The organism is Pseudomonas sp. DTU_2021_1001937_2_SI_NGA_ILE_001, from assembly GCF_032463525.1.
In the GTDB taxonomy this organism is placed as follows: domain Bacteria; phylum Pseudomonadota; class Gammaproteobacteria; order Pseudomonadales; family Pseudomonadaceae; genus Aquipseudomonas.
In genome coordinates this window covers 1,680,437-1,696,633 of the sequence record NZ_CP135971.1, presented here as the reverse complement: position 1 = coordinate 1,696,633, position 16,197 = coordinate 1,680,437, and the positions used below count along the sequence as shown (strand labels likewise).

11 protein-coding genes, 1 tRNA gene and 3 pseudogenes are annotated in these 16,197 nt (G+C 59.1%); 6 read left to right on the top strand and 9 right to left on the bottom strand.

The features are described 5' to 3' along the window. Positions 1–508 precede the first annotated feature (508 nt). Positions 509–2,206: a HEPN domain-containing protein gene (locus tag RRX38_RS06950; protein ID WP_315962034.1), complete on the bottom strand. Its 1,698-nt coding sequence runs from the start codon at positions 2,204–2,206 to the stop codon at positions 509–511. Between the two features lie 468 nt (positions 2,207–2,674). On the opposite strand from RRX38_RS06950, the gene RRX38_RS06945 reads away from it, so the two are divergent. Continuing rightward, positions 2,675–3,922 carry a hypothetical protein gene (locus RRX38_RS06945; RefSeq protein WP_315962033.1) on the top strand — a complete coding sequence of 416 codons (1,248 nt, stop codon included), beginning with the start codon at positions 2,675–2,677 and terminating at the stop codon, positions 3,920–3,922. Here the strand turns inward: RRX38_RS06945 and RRX38_RS06940 are convergent. The 6 genes and pseudogenes from RRX38_RS06940 to RRX38_RS06915 all read right to left on the bottom strand — a co-directional run bounded on the left by RRX38_RS06940 (position 3,909) and on the right by RRX38_RS06915 (position 9,653). Next, positions 3,909–4,846, bottom strand: a pseudogene (locus RRX38_RS06940) (hypothetical protein). The gene RRX38_RS06945 and the pseudogene RRX38_RS06940 sit on opposite strands and share 14 nt — an antisense overlap. 351 nt (positions 4,847–5,197) lie before the next feature. Then, positions 5,198–5,287 (bottom strand) — tRNA-Ser (locus RRX38_RS06935). A gap of 119 nt (positions 5,288–5,406) precedes the next feature. Continuing rightward, on the bottom strand, positions 5,407–6,150 hold the full coding sequence (locus RRX38_RS06930) for a DUF3142 domain-containing protein (RefSeq protein WP_315962032.1): 744 nt from the start codon (positions 6,148–6,150) through the stop codon (positions 5,407–5,409). Then, on the bottom strand, positions 6,120–8,291 hold the full coding sequence (locus RRX38_RS06925; protein ID WP_315962031.1) for an outer membrane assembly lipoprotein YfiO: 2,172 nt from the start codon (positions 8,289–8,291) through the stop codon (positions 6,120–6,122). The genes RRX38_RS06930 and RRX38_RS06925 overlap by 31 nt, the downstream gene beginning before the upstream one ends. Before the next feature lie 97 nt (positions 8,292–8,388). Then, positions 8,389–8,928 (bottom strand): cytochrome b, encoded by a 540-nt coding sequence (locus RRX38_RS06920; RefSeq protein ID WP_315962030.1) that lies wholly within the window; start codon positions 8,926–8,928, stop codon positions 8,389–8,391. A 287-nt stretch (positions 8,929–9,215) separates the two neighbouring features. Further along, positions 9,216–9,653 (bottom strand): hypothetical protein, encoded by a 438-nt coding sequence (locus RRX38_RS06915; protein WP_295470148.1) that lies wholly within the window; start codon positions 9,651–9,653, stop codon positions 9,216–9,218. A 216-nt stretch (positions 9,654–9,869) separates the two neighbouring features. Between RRX38_RS06915 and RRX38_RS06910 the strand changes: the two genes are divergently transcribed. From RRX38_RS06910 to RRX38_RS06900, 3 genes are read left to right on the top strand one after another with little or no spacing between them, the layout of a single operon-like run. Then, positions 9,870–10,655, top strand: coding sequence for an endonuclease/exonuclease/phosphatase family protein (locus tag RRX38_RS06910; protein WP_295470459.1), 786 nt, complete (start codon positions 9,870–9,872; stop codon positions 10,653–10,655). Next, entirely contained in the window at positions 10,652–11,902 is a 1,251-nt protein-coding gene (gene clsB, locus RRX38_RS06905) for a cardiolipin synthase ClsB (protein ID WP_315962029.1), read from the top strand. The genes RRX38_RS06910 and clsB overlap by 4 nt, the downstream gene beginning before the upstream one ends. Continuing rightward, a complete protein-coding gene (locus tag RRX38_RS06900) occupies positions 11,899–12,876 on the top strand; it encodes a lysylphosphatidylglycerol synthase domain-containing protein (RefSeq protein ID WP_315962028.1) in 978 nt (325 codons plus the stop codon). The genes clsB and RRX38_RS06900 overlap by 4 nt, the downstream gene beginning before the upstream one ends. 12 nt (positions 12,877–12,888) lie before the next feature. On the opposite strand, the pseudogene RRX38_RS24990 reads toward RRX38_RS06900, so the two are convergent. Together RRX38_RS24990 and RRX38_RS24985 are read right to left on the bottom strand one after the other, a co-directional pair. Continuing rightward, a pseudogene (locus RRX38_RS24990) lies at positions 12,889–13,320 on the bottom strand (methyl-accepting chemotaxis protein); the annotation flags it as partial. 108 nt (positions 13,321–13,428) lie between these two features. Further along, positions 13,429–14,202 (bottom strand): annotated as a pseudogene (locus tag RRX38_RS24985) (PAS domain-containing protein); the annotation flags it as partial. A gap of 496 nt (positions 14,203–14,698) precedes the next feature. Between RRX38_RS24985 and RRX38_RS06890 the strand changes: the two are divergent. Both RRX38_RS06890 and RRX38_RS06885 read left to right on the top strand, forming a co-directional pair. Next, positions 14,699–15,493 carry a 5-deoxy-glucuronate isomerase gene (locus tag RRX38_RS06890; RefSeq protein ID WP_315962027.1) on the top strand — a complete coding sequence of 265 codons (795 nt, stop codon included), beginning with the start codon at positions 14,699–14,701 and terminating at the stop codon, positions 15,491–15,493. Between the two features lie 239 nt (positions 15,494–15,732). After that, a complete protein-coding gene (locus RRX38_RS06885; protein ID WP_295470156.1) occupies positions 15,733–16,137 on the top strand; it encodes a TraR/DksA family transcriptional regulator in 405 nt (134 codons plus the stop codon). Positions 16,138–16,197 lie beyond the last annotated feature (60 nt).

Here is a 16,197-nt window from a genome sequence, read left to right as displayed (position 1 = left end):
GTGCAGGCTCGTTCCAGTATGCAATTACCGGAATTACCTTTTTTGAGGGGAAGGCTGGAAGTTAGCTACTCGTAGAGAATCGACACGATGCTGGGGCGTCTGGGGGGCATGTCGAGATTGCTGGGGCGTTGTGCAAATACTGACAGCTATTGACCCCTCGCAGCTTTCAACCGTCAATCAAAGGATTCTAAGCCGGTAAAAGTCGCCCGTGGGTATTGTTTTTGTCTTTTGTCCATATGAATTTATGGAGTGTTTACGGATACTTGTTACAGATGTCCCCGCTGGGTGTGAACGTTATGTGGACTTTTTCTGGATGCTCAGGGCTATGCCAGAAATCCTTAGCAGATAGAGGTCAGTTTTGCATTTGTATCGCTGTGCATTTCCGGGCGCGTGATTGACAGGCGACCGGCTGCTGCGCGGGTTCTGCCGCGCAGAGTTCGGCTTTCTCCGTTGAGATTCGTGTGGCGACTCATATGCCAGTAAGCTGGTATTACTTGGGTGCTCAAGCTCAGCGCATGAACTTTAGCCTATTTCCGAGTGCCGGACATGTGGTTATCACTACTCCCAACTTTTTGAGCAGGCCACAAAAAAGTAGGGATTGAATAAAGTTTGTGTAGTGATAAATTTCATAGCGGCCTATTGAGTAGGGATTGGCATGGGTGATATCGTTCCGAAGTTTGCATATGTTTGTGAGTTCTGATTTTTTTGTTTCAAGCTTTTCTGTTACTTCAGTTGGTAGTTTTTCGATAAAGTCACTAATGCATTTTTCGGTATTATATTTTGAGCTGTTTGCTCTTCTGATGGAGCTTTCAAAGTCTTTTCTTTTTCTGGATGTTAGGCCGAAAGAGGCTAATAGTTCTTTGGAGTGGGCTAAAAGTTTATCTAGTTGTTGTTCGTTTATGTGGGATTTTTTTTGAAGGCATATCCTTTCAAGCAGTCTAAAGAATCCGAGAAATCTATCTTCGATATTGTGCATTTCTCGATAGGTTACGAACTTTGATATAGTGTCTTGCAGGTTGTCATCACCGTCGAAATAGTTTTTAAATGCTTCTGGCGGGATGGCGGGGAGACCACTATGATTAAACAATGGAACAAGGTCCCAGCCTAGTGGATATAATACCCATTCGTCCATTTTTTTCTTTGGGTGCTTTATATTGCCAGGATAGTACATGGTGCAGCGGTAAAAATTTCCATAGAATTCGATTGATTTTATGTCAGGGCTGAACCCCAAAAAGAAGGAGATAAAAGTTGAGGATTTATTGAATTCTGAAACGGCTTGGGCGGCCGTCGCGTTGTCAAAATTAAATATTAGTGAAGGTGGAAAGCTTAAGCTGCTTTGAAAGATGTCGTGTCGGTCACTTATCTCGATATTATAAGATACTGAAACTGATCGATTGTTTTGCAATTCGATGTTTAAGTCGTGATCTATATCAAACAGGCTTTCACTGCTAGTATGATATGCCTCTAATATTCGCTGTGATGTTGATGTGTATCCTACCCACTTGCCGATGGCTGGTGAGCTTATTTTTAGGCTGTCAAACTTTAGCTCGTCTTCTTCGGGGTTCGTGCAGTAGAGTAAGTATTTTGCACTATAGCTGTATTCTTGGAACCATGTTTTCGTAACGGCGCAGATCTCTCGGGTCGAAGAGGTAAGCATCTCAAGCTCCCCAAGAATAAATTTATCGTGCCGGTGTTGACATATGATCTCGTCAATGTGTGGTTCAAGTGGTTGTAATTCCTTTAGGTTCGTATGCTCCGTCATTATCGTAAGCGTTATTTTGTCTGGGTTGGCTTCTATCTTTGCTGCGAAAGCATTTCCATTTTGGATGAATACCACCTGAAAGCTATACGATTCACCAAGAGTCAACTCTTCAATCTTATTCATTTCTTTCTCATGAACTTTTATAAAGCAGAGCAATCTCACAGTCCGATAAACTGGCTTGCCGAAGAGACTGTCTGTTCCTATTCCATATGTGTGCTGTGATCGTAGCAGAAGAGAGAGGGAGTGAAGAAATGTGAAGAGTGGCGCCGTGTGCGCGATCCTGCCAAGCACCATGGCCGAGCTGGCGCTGCACGCAGATGTGAGGGGCCGGGTTCGCCATAGGTTTAGCAGGCAGGCATGGTGGGGGACGAGTTCGCCAGACGGGAGGAGACTCTGCACTGCAGATGCAGATGCAGATGCAGATGCAGATGCCGATTTTTGCAAGGGATTGCAGCATCTCCTCACTCTGAAAGCCACGATTTTAAAGGCGTGTAGTGATTTATGTCACCTCGGCTTTAAACTGTACACATGCCAATTCTGGAGCAGTGCAGATTTTGAAAATCCCCATTTTCGCCTGTTTTCCAATTTTTCGTCCAAGCGGGCCGGGCCTATCGCCAGATCGATCGTCTTGGACGGCCTGCAGCACGTCGTGCAACCCCGTGACATTTTTCTGCAAAGCTTTGCACTGTGTGTAATGGCTCGTGCCATGTGAGGGCGCACGGACGGCGTGGCCTGGAGCATGGTTTGCATCACCTGCCTGGTTTGCACAAGAACGGGACGCAAAGCCCGTCGGCGGGAGGGGGATAAGTGATTTTTCGAGCTGTTTTTTTTTGGGACAATAGGATTTTTTCAAGCAAGCTAAGTTATCCTTAAAGATTATCTAGTACGGACATTTTTAGAAGGAATCTTGAAGTGCAGATATCCCTAATCGAGAACGGATTTGACTCCCTGAGGAAAGGCTACACCCACTTAACCAAACATGAGGATCTTGAAATCTCCGGAGCCCCTGAGATAGAGCGATTCTCCGCTTTGAAAGATTCAATATTGAGCATTCAGCACGGAATGGAAATATTGTTTAAACACATACTCAGAGAGAGGAATGAGCTGCTTTTGTACTCTGATATCAGCAAGCTCAAGGGCGCTTACAAAAGCAAGAACAAAAATGAAATATCTGAGCTATACGAGGCGGATGGTGTTCACACCATAACTTTCAAGGAGTCTATAGATAGGCTTAGAGACATCCTGAACATATCAATGAGCGATGATGCGAGAGCGTTATTTTTAAAGGTCGAGACGTGGCGCAACAAGATTACGCATAGCGCAGTCATAATCTTAGAGCAAGACATCGCAAAAACGCTTCTAAAAGTGCTATTTACTCTAGATCACTTATTGGCACCGATACTTGGGGAAACGTATACGCGCGCCCAAGGTAGGGTAGACTTGGAGCGGGCATACAATCTAACGAAAGCTGCTCATGGGGAACTTGAGAACAAAGTGAAGGCTCAAGCGGTCGAGGGACTCATAGCTGCCTTGCAAGCAGCGAAGATCAATGCTTCGGTGCCTGACGTGGTCCTAATCACTGATCCTGAGAAGGCTAACATCGTCCTACAGCACATGGAAAAACAAGGTGGTCTCAGATTCTCATCTGATGTGGTGAACGGGCACTGCTCTGGGCATACACAGATTATTTCTATATCTCAGGACGGGCATAGTGTTCTCTATGCAAACGATAACGAATGTGGGTACCTATTCAAGTTTTCAGGGCTTGTAATCTACATCACCGCGCTCACCAACTCAGCCTCACCATTGATATACTTGTTCTCAGAGCCAATTGAGCCGATTGGAGACGATCCACTGCTGGATATTGGCAAAAATTATAAAGTTCAAAAGGGTGCCGTGTTAGATGAGGACGGAGAAGAAATTTGGAGCCGTGAATTTTACGAGCAATCAAATGCAGAGGTTTATAGTGGTGAATCACCTGAGCTCCCTGCGCATAAAGATGCCTTTAGAATCCTTAGCGGCGGGCTTTCCATATGTTTGAATGTACAGAAACTGCAATACATACCGGGCCACAAAATGTTTAGGCACTCGGCATCAGTGTCTGCAAACTCATTAGTAACACTCATAAAAAATCAAATCGACGAAGCTATTGAACCTTAAACGTCACAGATCCTAACGTCGCCGACATCACCCCCGCCTTCGCCGCATTTGCCGCAAACGCTGCCGCATTGGTCGGCGGCGTGTTCGGGCCAGGGTGTACGTGCGCGGCGATCTGCGTGTTCATCTCCTGGAGCAGGTCCAGGGTGTCCACCAGCATCTGGAAGATGTTGACCGCCTCGGACCCGACCCAGCTTTTCGGCGCCTGCAGCCGCTGGCTCTTTTGGGTGATGCTCTCGCGCAGGCCTGCGATCCGCTCGGCCATGTCGCCACCCACGGCGGCGTTGTGCTTCTTGTCCACCACCAGGTTGTAATCGCGGCCGCTGGCCTGGTGCAGGTCGTCCAGGGCTGCCAGACTGGCAGTGCCGGCGCTGGCCATCTTGAGCGCGCCCGGCACCTCGACCTTCTTGATCCCTCTACCGTCTCGGTGGAATGGTGCTGCACGTGCTGAGTGTGGCTCTGGTAGCGCTCCTTGTTGCCCAGGGCCTCGACCTCGCGGGTGATCGCCTGGTCATGGATCTTGCCATCAGTCTGGCGCAGCCAGTCGCCGTCGCCCGTGACGCGCTGCTGCACGCCGTCGCTGTGCTGCCAGACCTGGTCGCCGTTGAGGACCTTGGGCAGGCTCAGGCCGTGCGGCAGGATCGACTGGATGTGGGGGTGGCTGGGCGAGCCATACGCGAACCACACCACCACTCGGGTGCCCTCCTGGGGGAGGGCAAACATGCCCATTTCCTCGCCGCCCGAAGGCAGCGGTAACGGCACGCCGGCGAGCAGGGGCAGCGCCGGATCCGGTTCGCCGGACGGCAGCAGCACCTCGATGTCGACCGCGTAGCGCGGCCGGAAGTCATCGCACAGGCCGGCCTCGGCCGGGGCGTCCGCGATGGCCACCACGCGGCCGAAGCGCGGCAGGTGGTAACCGCCGCTCAGTTCAGGGGAATTGACGCAGCAGGCTTGATTATTTCGTCCATTTGATCGCTACGCCGGGCGCATGACTGGCAGCGAGGAAATCATGGCGCTCCAGATGCCCGAGTAGCCGCCGAAGAGTTTGACCGGCAACTGCAGCGGCTCGCCGACGGCAAGATGATCCGAAAGCACTACGGCATCTGGGTCAACGAGGACGGTCCGGACGTGATCGGCATGCTGGAAAACGCCCTACAGATGTAGGTCCATTCCCAAAATGTTCTCATGGGCGTTCCCATGGGGGACTTTTTAAGACGCCGAAAACCACGAAGCCCCTGATTCATTCAATGAAATCAGGGGCTTCGCGTTTTTTCAATTTGGCGGTGAAAGAGGGATTCGAACCCTCGATACGATTTCTCGTATACACACTTTCCAGGCGTGCTCCTTAAACCACTCGGACATCTCACCGTAGCTCGTTTCGGACGTTGCGTCCGTCGAGGTGCGCTAATGTAGTCGAACGCTTTTTCTTATGCAAATGTTTTTTCAGATTTTTCATGCGCTTAAGCGAAAAAAGCGCTCGGCGGCGCTCAGCGGTTCTGCAGGAACACCACGTAGCCGCGGAACCAGGGGCTGTCGCTCAGAAAGTCGGGGGCCTGCCAATGGCCGTCCTGAATCAGGCCCACCTTGAATGGCAGGCCCAGGCGGCTCAGGCGGGGTAGGTAGGCGCCGTAGTCGGGGATGCTGTGGCGGCCCTGGTAGGTCTGTACCACCACTTCGTCGACCACGCCCTTGAGGTCGGCGATGGCGTTGGCGTCGGCGTGGCTGCTCCAGTCCAGCAGGCCGGTGATGCTCAGGCGGTAGTCGGCGGGCAGGCGCTGGCGCAGGTCGCGCAGGAAGCTGACGTATTCGTCCAGGTAGCGGGTGCGCGCGTCGAAGTCGATCTGGATGCCGATAACCGGGTTGCCAGCGGCCCGCCAGCGTCGCACCTGGGCGAACAACTGGCGATACACCGAATCTGGCCAACGCAACGTGTGGGCGCGGTAGACGATCCACAGTTCCGGCTGCGGCAGGCGGCTGACCGCCGGGCCCTGGGCGATGAAGTTGACCTGGCCGCTGCGTCGCGATTGGCTGACCTGGCCCTGCAGCAAGTACAGGGTCCTGGCCTCGGCGAGCACCGGTTGCCCCTCGACGCCGGCCCAGAGCCAGAAGGCATCGTAGTGGCGGGCGTCTACCGCTGCGGCTGCCGGCAAGGCGCCGAGCAGGCCGAACAGCGCCAGCCAGCGCCATGCCCTCACGGATTTCACCAGTAGTACTGCAGGGTCTGGCCCCATTGGGTGCTGGCGTAGGTGGTCTTGAGTTGGCGGAACCAGGCCTTGCGTACCGGCGGCTCGACCTCCTGGCCGCCGCAGCTGTTATAGCCGGAGGGCGCGTAGCAGTTGATCGCGCGGAACAGTGCGTAGGCTTTCTCGTCGCGACCGGCCTTGGGGTTGTCGATGACCTGGCGATAGCCGTCCAGGCGTGAATACACCTCGCCGGTAAAGCCTGGCGCGGTGCCGCCCAGGGTGTCGGCGTCGCGGCGTTGATCCAGGGACATGCTGTCCAGGCGATTGCGCAGGATGAACTCGCCCAGGCAGTTCAGCCCCTTGGGATCCTTGCTGTCGGCCTGCAGTGCGGCGGCGGTCTGCGCGATGGTGGGGCAGGCATAGCCGGATTCGGCCTTGTCGCCCTGCCACTGGAACATCGCCAGGGTAGGCGCCTGCTGGTTGAAGTAGAAGTAGTCCAGCGCACGGCCGAGGTTCTCGCCGGCCATCGGGCTGGGCAGGCGTTTGAAGTCTTCGGCAAAATCCGCGTAGCGGCTGCGCAGCAGATCCTTGTACAGCAGCACGAACAGCGCCAGCTGGCGTTCCTGTTCATCCATGCCCTGGGTAGTTTGCTGGCGCAGCAGCTCGGCATCGGCCACATGGCTGAGGAGGATGTTGCGCACCTGCTGCGAGCGGATCGGCGAGTCGCTGGCGAACACCCGCGCCAGTTGCTCGTCGCGCTCGTAGCTCATCGCCAGGGCCAGCTCCAGTTGTTCGCGCTGCAAGGGCGCATTGGCCTGGGGCAGGATTGCCAGCCAGGTCTGCTGCGCGCCTTTCCAGTCCTGCCGGGCCTGCAGGGCCAGGCCACGCAGCATCTGCTGGCTGAAGCCCAGGTAGTCGAGGTTGGCCGCCGGGGCCGCGGGCAGCAAGGTCAGGGCCTTGGCCGGGTCGTCCTGCACGTACAGGGCATGCGCCGCCTGCAAGTAGTCGAACAGCGCCGGCTGGCTGTCGAACACCGCCTTCTGGGCCTGCAGATCGTCCAGCGACAGGCGCGTTTGGTTCTGTTCACGCATCATCAGCAGGTCGCTGACGGCCATCAGCATGGGGTCGGGAAGAATGCCAGTCCCGGCGCCCAACAGCTTGAGGTCGATCTCGTTGACCAGTTCGTCGAGGTCGACGTTGCGCTGTTCTTCGCGGGCCTGGGTCAATTGCCAGATGTACTCGGTGGTCAGTTGTTCATCCTCGCCGCTGAGCCAGTAAACCCGGCGCAGCAGGCCCCTGGCCGAAGCTGCATAGGTCCCTTGTGGCCAGGCAGACAGGTAGGCCTGCAGCCCCTGAGCGGCCTGTTGCGCCAGGGCCTTGTCGGCGATTTCTTCGGTGAGCTGGCCGTATTCGTCGAAAGCGTCCTGCTGCGCCTGGTTGAGCAGCGTGCGCGCGCTCATGTATGCCGCGGTTTCCTTGAGCCAGGGTTGGGAGCTGCCGGCCAGTGCAGTGAAACCCTGGCTGGCTTCGTCGAAGCGACCGCTATAGAAGTCGGCGGCGGCGCGCAGGTAGGTCGCGAATGCCTGGGCGGCGGGCGAGGGCAGGCTGGCGGGGATCAGGCTGGCCTGCTGCGCGGGCTCCCAACTGCAGGCACCGAGCATCTGCAGGCGCGCCTCGGCCAGGGTCTTGCGCTCATTGTCTGCCAGGTCCGGGCTGTCCAGCACTTGGTCGATGAAGTCCTGGGCGCTGGAGACGTCGTTGCTGCGGCAGCGGCTGCCTTCGCCCTGCAGGAAGTCGTCACCGGCGCTGTGCTCGGGCAGCGCCAGGCCCATGGCTTGCAGGCGCGCCAGGCTGGCGTTTTCCGGCGTGGAGGATTCAGGGGCGCTCGGCTGGTCGGTTGGGCGCAGTCGATAGGTCGGGAAGGGCACAGGTCCGTAGCCCGAGTCCAGGTCTACGGCTTGCAGCGGTTGCGGATTGAGCGGCAACGCGCCCTTGTCGGCGAGCAGCAAGCGCAGGTTGACCTGGGAGTCGTTGCCGGGGCTGAGGAACGGCAGGTTGTTGCACCCCTCGAGGTTTTCCTTGATCAGCGACCAGCGCGGATAGCAGGAGTCGTCACTGCTGGCCTGGGCCTGGAAGGAGGAAACCGAACCCAGGATCACCGCCAGGGTAGTCAATAGCCGCGTGCGCATGAAAAGTCCTTCAATCATGTAGGCAAAATAAACAGGCGCAGATCATAGCCTGTCCTTCTGCCTGCACGGAGGCTTGTCGAGCAGAATTCGACGCCGTTCACAGCATGCGCTTGAGGGTGTTGTCCTTGCGGATGAAGTGATGCCAGAGCGCCGCGATCATGTGCACACCGGCGACGAAGTAGAACAGCGAGCCGAACAGCTTGTGCAAATCTTCGAAGCGTTCGGCGACCCGTCCTGAGGTCGGCAGCGGCCAGGGGATCGACCAGCCGGTGAAGACGATCGGCAAGGCGCCTTTTTCCACCATGACGGTGAGCAGGCCGAGTACCGGCTGGACGAACAGAAAGGCGTACATCAGGTAATGGGTCAGGGTCGCCAGGCGTTGCAAGCTGCCTTGCAATGGCGGGTTGATGGGTGGGGGGCTGTGGCGGCGTCGCTCGGCGACCCGGAAGAACGCCAGGCCGAGCAGCAACAGGCCGACCATGAAATGTCCCTGGACGACCATCGCGCGATAAGGCGAGAACCGCTCGAACTGGGTCCGGCTGAGGATCAGGCAGTAGGCGAGCACGACCAGAGCAGCCATGACCCAGTGCAACCAGCGGGCTTTCAGGGTGTAGCGATGCGCAGAAAGAATGGCCACAGCAGGATTCCAAACCAGGGTTGATCGAACGGCGAGACATCCTTCACCAGGTTGCCTGATGCGACGGATTTCAGCCGCTTGTCGCGCGGTTGCACAGGCCAAGCAAGGCTTGTGCCTACCGCAGGGGGCAAACGGCTTCAGCTGAGTCTAGGCAATATTCATCAGCGCGTAGCGCCATGCTGCCGACCAGCGAGGACGGCGCTGTCAGGCCGATAGAGCGCAGACCTGGGAGATCGTTCCCTGGCCGCCCGCGCCTGGGGGCGCTGACTGTTGAGCAGGGGCGCGGACTAAGGACCGGGTTGCACCGGAAAGGTGAAGGTCCCGCCATTGTGCTCGCAGTCACGTTGGGTCTGGCCTTGCGGCTGCACCTCGTAGTACCAGGTGATCACCCGCGCGCCATCAGGAATGTTCGGGCTGTCCTGGCCTGGCTCGCGGCTGGCCGAGCGTTCACTGGCCAGCGACTCCTGGGTCAGGGTCGCCGAGCAGGACGCCACGGCACCCTGTGGGCAGCGCGCGACCTTGCGTTTGCTGCTGGGGCTGGCGCCCTGGTCCTGATTGCTGCACGACCAGTCGATCGAGCCTTCGGGCATGCCCTGATACTCGTAGCACTGGTGGGGTTGGACCACCGGCACCTGGCCGCTGGCCGGCCGGGTCGTCACATCGCAGGCCTCGCCACGGGCCAGTGGGCAGGCGCACAGCAGAAGCAGTGCAATGACAGGTTTCATGGTGGGCCTCCTGGCCGTCCAGCATGGGGCTTGCCGTCAACGGGTGAATCGTTGCGCGACGGCAAAGTTCCGTGCGCAACGACCACCGGCAGCCGCGCCAGGGCGCGACCGGCGCTGCCCGACAAGCGACGGAACCCCCTGGCCCGGCAGGCTTCATATGCTCTGAACGGCAGGTTGTCCCTGGCCCGCCGCCGGTCCCAGAAGGAGCAAGCGTTGTTGACCCGTGCCCATCCGCCCGTCGGCGCCCGGCAGCCGGTATCGGCCAGCCTCTCACTGAACGTACTGACCATGAACATGCATATGGGCTTTGGCTTCTTCAATCGCCGTTTCATCCTGCCGGAGCTGCGCGAAGCGGTGCGCAGCGTGTCGGCTGACGTGGTGTTTCTCCAGGAGGTGCATGGTGAGCACCAGCGCCATGCCAGCCGGGTCGAGGGTTGGCCGACCATCTCCCAGTACGAGTTCCTCGCCGACAGCATGTGGAGCAGCTTCGCTTATGGCCGCAATGCGGTTTATCCGGAAGGCGACCACGGCAACGCGCTGCTCTCCAAATACCCCATCGTGCGTCACGAGAACCTCGATGTGTCGATTCATGGCACCGAAGAGCGGGGCCTGCTGCACTGCGTGCTGGAGGTGCCGCAGTTCGGCGAAGTACATGCCGTGTGTGTACACCTGGGCCTGCGCGAGAAGCACCGCGAACAGCAGATCCGCCTGCTGGCGCAACTGGTCCGGCGTCTGCCCGAGGGGGAGCCGGTGATCGTCGCCGGCGACTTCAACGACTGGCGCCTGCGCGCCGATGCGCTGCTCGAAGGCACCGGCCTGCATGAAGTCTTCGTGCATCACACCGGCGCTGCGGCGCGCAGTTTTCCGGCGCGCTGGCCGCTGCTGCGCCTGGACCGCATCTACGTGGCCAATGCGCAGAGCCGCCGCCCGCGTGTGTTGTCCAATCGGCCCTGGTCGCATCTGTCCGACCATGCGCCCCTGGCCGTGGAGGTGAGCCTGTGACCCAAGGCATATGGCGTGATGGCAACTCGGTGGAGTTGCTGATCAATGGCGAAGACTTCTATGCGGCGGTGTTCGAAGCGATCCGCAGCGCCCGTCGGCAGGTGCTGATCGAGACCTTCATCATTTTCGAGGATCGCATTGGTGAGGGGCTGCAGCAGGCGGTGATCGAAGCGGCCGGCAATGGAGCGCAAGTGGTGGTCACTGTCGACGACTACGGCACCTGCGATCTCAGCTCGGTGTTCGTCAAGCAGATGATCGACGCCGGCGTACAGATCCAGCTGTTCGATCCGCAGCCGCGCTTCATGGGCATGCGCACCAACCTGTTCCGCCGCCTGCATCGCAAGGTGGTGGTGATCGACGGCGAACAGGCGTTCATCGGCGGCATCAACTACAGCGTCGATCACATGACCGACACCGGCCTGACTGCCAAGCAGGACTACGCGGTGCGGGTGCGTGGGCCGATCATCGCCGATATCCATCACAGCGCCCTGCACATGCTCAGCCCGGCGGTGCGCAGGCGCCTGGAACCGGTGCCGTTGCGCCTTGAGCATGCCGGCAGTGCGCGCATGCTGCTGGCCGAGCGTGACAACCAGCAGCACACCACCGATATCGAAGAGCAGTACCTGGCGGCGATCCGCAAGGCCAATACGCGGATTACCCTGGCCAATGCCTACTTCTTTCCCAGCTACCGCTTCCTGCGCGAATTGCGCAACGCCTCGCGACGCGGGGTGAAGGTCACGCTGATTCTGCAGGGCAAGCCGGACATGCCCTTCGTGCGCGTCTGCTCGCGGCTGACCTACACCTACCTGCTGCGCGACGGTGTGGTGATCCACGAGTACAAGCAGCGCGCGCTGCACGGCAAGGTGGCGCTGATCGATCATGAGTGGTCCACGGTCGGTTCCAGCAATCTCGACCCGCTGAGCCTGGCGTTGAACCTGGAGGCCAACCTGTTCATCCGCGATGCGCGCCTGAACCAGCACCTGCAAGAGCACCTGTTGGGTCTGGCCGCCGCCCATAGCGTACCGATCACCCTCAAGGGCGCGGCACGTGGCCAGTGGTGGCGGGCACCGATGATCTTTCTGTGCTTCCACTTCCTGCGGCATTTCCCGGCCATCGCCGGCCTGTTCCCGGTACATGGCATGCGCCTCAAGCCGCTGCGGGCCAAGGACGTGATGCCTGAAGCCCGCGTCATCAAGGATCAACAGCAGGCGGCTGCCGAGCTGTCAAATCAGGAGAAGACCTCATGAGCCAGGCCGGCACCGCGGAGCGCAACGGGCATTCGCCCTCTTGGACGTGGGCCAAGCGGGGCCTGAAGCTGTTCTTCTTCATCGCTGTGCCGGTGTTGCTGTTCCTGCTGGTCAAGAACCTCGACTGGCAGGAAGTACTGCAGGCCCTGCGTTCCTACAAGGCCAGCACCCTGGCACTGGCGGCTGGGGTGGCCGCCACCAGTTACCTGGTGTACTGCGGCTTCGATATCCTCGCGCGTTTCTACACTCGCCACCGGCTGAGCATCGCCCAGGTGATCCCGGTGACCTTCGTCTGCTACGCCTTCAACCTCAACCTCAGTTCCTGGGTCGGCGGCATCGCCTTGCGCTACCGGCTGTACTCACGGCTGGGTCTGGATGTGCCGACCATCACTCGTGTTCTCAGCCTGAGCCTGATCACCAACTGGTTGGGCTACATGCTGCTGGCCGGGGTGGTGTTTTCCGCAGGTTTTCTGGAACTGCCGCCTGAGTGGTCGATCGGCTCGACGACTCTACGCCTGATCGGTCTCGGATTGCTGGCCCTGTGCGCGGCCTACCTGCTGGCTTGCCGCTTCTCCAGGCGGCGCTCATGGACGGTGCGGGATCAGGAGATCGTTCTGCCTTCGTTGGGGCAGGCCCTGCTGCAGGCCGGCCTGGGCGCGTTGAACTGGTCGCTGATGGCCCTGGTGATCTTCACCTTGCTACCGGAAAAGGCGTTTTATCCGGCGATTCTCGGCGTGCTGCTGATCAGCAGCATCGCCGGGGTCATCACCCACATCCCGGCAGGCCTCGGGGTGCTGGAAACCGTGTTCATCACCCTGCTGGCCCATCAGTTCTCCAAGAGCACACTGCTGGCCGCGCTGATCGGCTACCGGGCGATCTATTTCCTGCTGCCGTTGCTGCTGGCGGTGGTGGTGTACCTGGTGCTGGAGAAACGTGCCAAGGCCCTCAGCGAGAAGAACCGCGCGGCCGGCTGAGCCGGCCGTGGGTCAGTGGCCCAGCTTGGCGAACATCTTCACCGCGTCCACGGCGTTATTGGTGCCTTCGCTGATCTTGACGATCACCGAGCCGGCCTGGTCGGCCAGGTCGACACCCTTGACCGCTGTGGTGCGCGTGTTGTCCATGCTGTCGATGGCCTGGCGGGTTTCGCTCTGGATCATGTCGATCATCTCGGAGATCTCCGCTGTCGAGCGGCTGGTGCGGCCTGCCAGCTGGCGCACTTCATCGGCCACCACGGCGAAGCCACGACCCTGATCGCCAGCACGGGCGGCCTCGATGGCCGCGTTAAGGGCCAGCAGGTTGGTCTGCTCGGCGATGCTGCGGATGGTGTTGACGATGGCGGTGATCTGCTCTGAACGCGCGCCCAGCTGGGTAATGATCCGCGACGAGTCCTCGATGTTCAGCGAGATCTGACGCATTTCCTCGGCCGCCTGCTGGATCACTTCGGTGCCGTGTTCGGTGACTTTGCGAGTTTCCACCGAGATGTGATACGCCTGCGCGGCGCTGCTGGCGTCACGTTCGTGCTGTTCGACCCGTGGCGTGATGTCGGAGGCGAACTTGATGACTTTCCACAGCTTGCCACTGGCGTCATAGATCGGGTTGTAGGTCGCTTCCAGCCAGATCGGCTGGCCGTTGCGGCCGCTGCGGTGGAACTGGCCACTGAAGAACTCACCTTTGTTCAGACGCCGCCAGAAGTCAGCGTATTCGGCACTTTCGGCCACTTCCCGCGGGCACAGCATGCGATGGTGCTTGCCGACCAGCTCGGCCTCGCTGTAGCCCATGGTGCGGGTCAGGTTGGCGTTGGCCTTGAGGATATGCCCATCAGGGCTGAACTCGATCACCGCCATGGCACGGTCGATCGCCTCCAGCTTGCTGCGTGCTTCGTTGGCTTGCTCGACCTGCTGGGTGACGTCGGCGGCATACTTGATGACTTTCACCACCTTGCCCTGAGCATCGCGCACCGGGTTGTAGCTGGCTTCCAGCCACACGGTATGCCCATCGCTGGCCAGGCGCCGGAAGGTCGAGGAAACGAACTCGCCACTGCGCAGGCGCGACCAGAAGCGGTCGTATTCGCTGCTGCGCCCGTCTTCCGGGGTGCAGAACATGCGGTGCTGTTTGCCGACGATGTCTTCGCGGCGATAGCCCATGGTCTTGAGGAAATTGTCATTGGCGCTCAGCACCACGCCATTGAGGTCGAACTCGATACTGGCCATCGACCGGTCGATGGCCTTGAGCAGGCTGGCCTGCTGTTCGATGACCTGTTGCAGGGCAGCGATTTCTTTACTGTTGGATTTGAAGAACATGGCGGCAGACTCAGAGAAGGTGAGCACGAGTCATTTCCCTGGGTGTGCGGTGCGGCACGCACCCGTTCCTGGCGCGTTGACGAAAATATAGATGGCGTTTTGCCTCTTTGTACAATTCATTCTTTCAAACTGAAAGCGTTATGCGAATACGCCGCATCCCGGGCTGCAGCCCGTGAAGTACGGGCTTTTGCCCCTATTCATTGACCGTTATGCGACAGCTGCGCGAAACACCTCATTGATACCAGGTTCTCAGGGGGGCTTGGGTCGATAGCTTTTAGCTATTTTTTTGCCTTCCCGGCGCTTATGCCGGTGCGTTCAACCGGATTTTCCGACATGAGGTCGGAGCCGTTCGACCGGGCATTCCCACTCGGACCTATCCTCCAGCTTTAAGCCAATACCGTTCGGTCAGGCGCATGTGGTTCGCTGGCAGCGGCTTTGGCCGCCCCGTATCCTGAGGCGCTCGCCCGCCCGCCCATCGTCGCAAGGAGCTGCCCGCATGAGTCTATTGACCAAAAGCAAGGCGACTGGCACCTGCATTGTCACCTTGCCTGTCGCAGGGCCGAAGCATCTGGGCTTCGCGGCGTACCGTCTGGAGGCCGGGGAGGTTCTGCCGTTGGCAGCACAAGACCGCGAACAGTGTGTGGTGCTGCTGGGAGGGCGCGTCAGCGTCAATGGCGAGGCACAGGGGCAGGGCGCCTTTGGCTGGGCCAATATCGGTGCGCGGCATTCGGTGTTCGAGCGCCGGCCCCCTTATGCGATCTATCTGCCGCCCAATAGCCAGGCGCAGTTCCTCGCCTTGGGGCCGGCCAGCCTGGCGGTCTGCTCGGCGCCAGGCGCTGAGGGTGGGCCTTTTCCCGCGCGGCTGATCACGCCTGACAGTATGCGCCGCAGCATGCGCGGCAAGGGCACCGGCACCTGTCTGGTCTACGAAGTGCTGTCCGATGCCCAGTTGATTCATTCACTGCTGGTGATCGAAGTGCATGCGCCGCCAGGTTATTCGTCCGGCTGCCTGCCGCCCGTGCAAGCGCCTGAAGGCGACGCGTTGGCAGACACCGTCGAAGAGCTCTGCTACCACCAGGTCAGCCCGGTCGACCGCTTCGTGTTCCAGCGGGTATACACCTTCGACCGGCATATCGACCAGGCCATGGCGGTGGAAAATCATGACCTGGTCAGCCTGCCCAAGGGGCTGCATCCGCTGAGTGTGCCCCTGGGTTGTGAAAGCTATTGCCTGAGCGTGAAGGCCGCCTCGCCACTGCCAGGGCGTCGCGACGCCGACTGGCACGACCTGTGATGGCTGCTGCTGACTCGAGGGGCCAGCCTCAGGGTGCATGCCCCTGCTTTTTTACAGGTCTTTGCCCTAATTGTTGGTCATTCGCAGGGCAGGTGGGTTGCCGAGTGCGCAAGGCGGCCTTAGACTGCCGCCCCTCGTGACCGGAGTCCGAGGCCTCGCCGTGAAAGCCGGGCGCTTTCAGGGGCTCGCACGGATCCTCTGCAGATCGGCTAAATGCACGTTTTTTATTAGAGAAATCAATGACAAAGGAACAGTTGCTGGCCATGCCGGCCGATGACTACATGAATGCCGAGCAGCACGCTTTCTTCGTCGAGCTGTTGCAGTCCATGAAAGTTGAAATCCATGAGCGCATCGAGAAGAGTCGTGCCGCCATCGAGAGCCTGGATAGCCCGGCAGACCCTGCCGATGCCGCTTCCGTGGAAGAAGAGCGTCATTGGCTGGTGAACGCCATCGAGCGCGACCAACGCATGCTGCCACAACTGGAAATGGCCCTTACGCGCATCGCTGACGACACCTTTGGCTGGTGCGATGACAGCGGCGAGCCGATCGGCCTGAAGCGCTTGCTGATCAGCCCGACCACTCGCTACTGCATCGAAGCGCAAGAGCGTCACGAGTCCATCGACAAGCATCAGCGCCAGTACTGATTCGACCTGGCAGCGTTGGGCGACACCGACCGGGAGGCAAGCGATTGCCTCCCGGTTTCG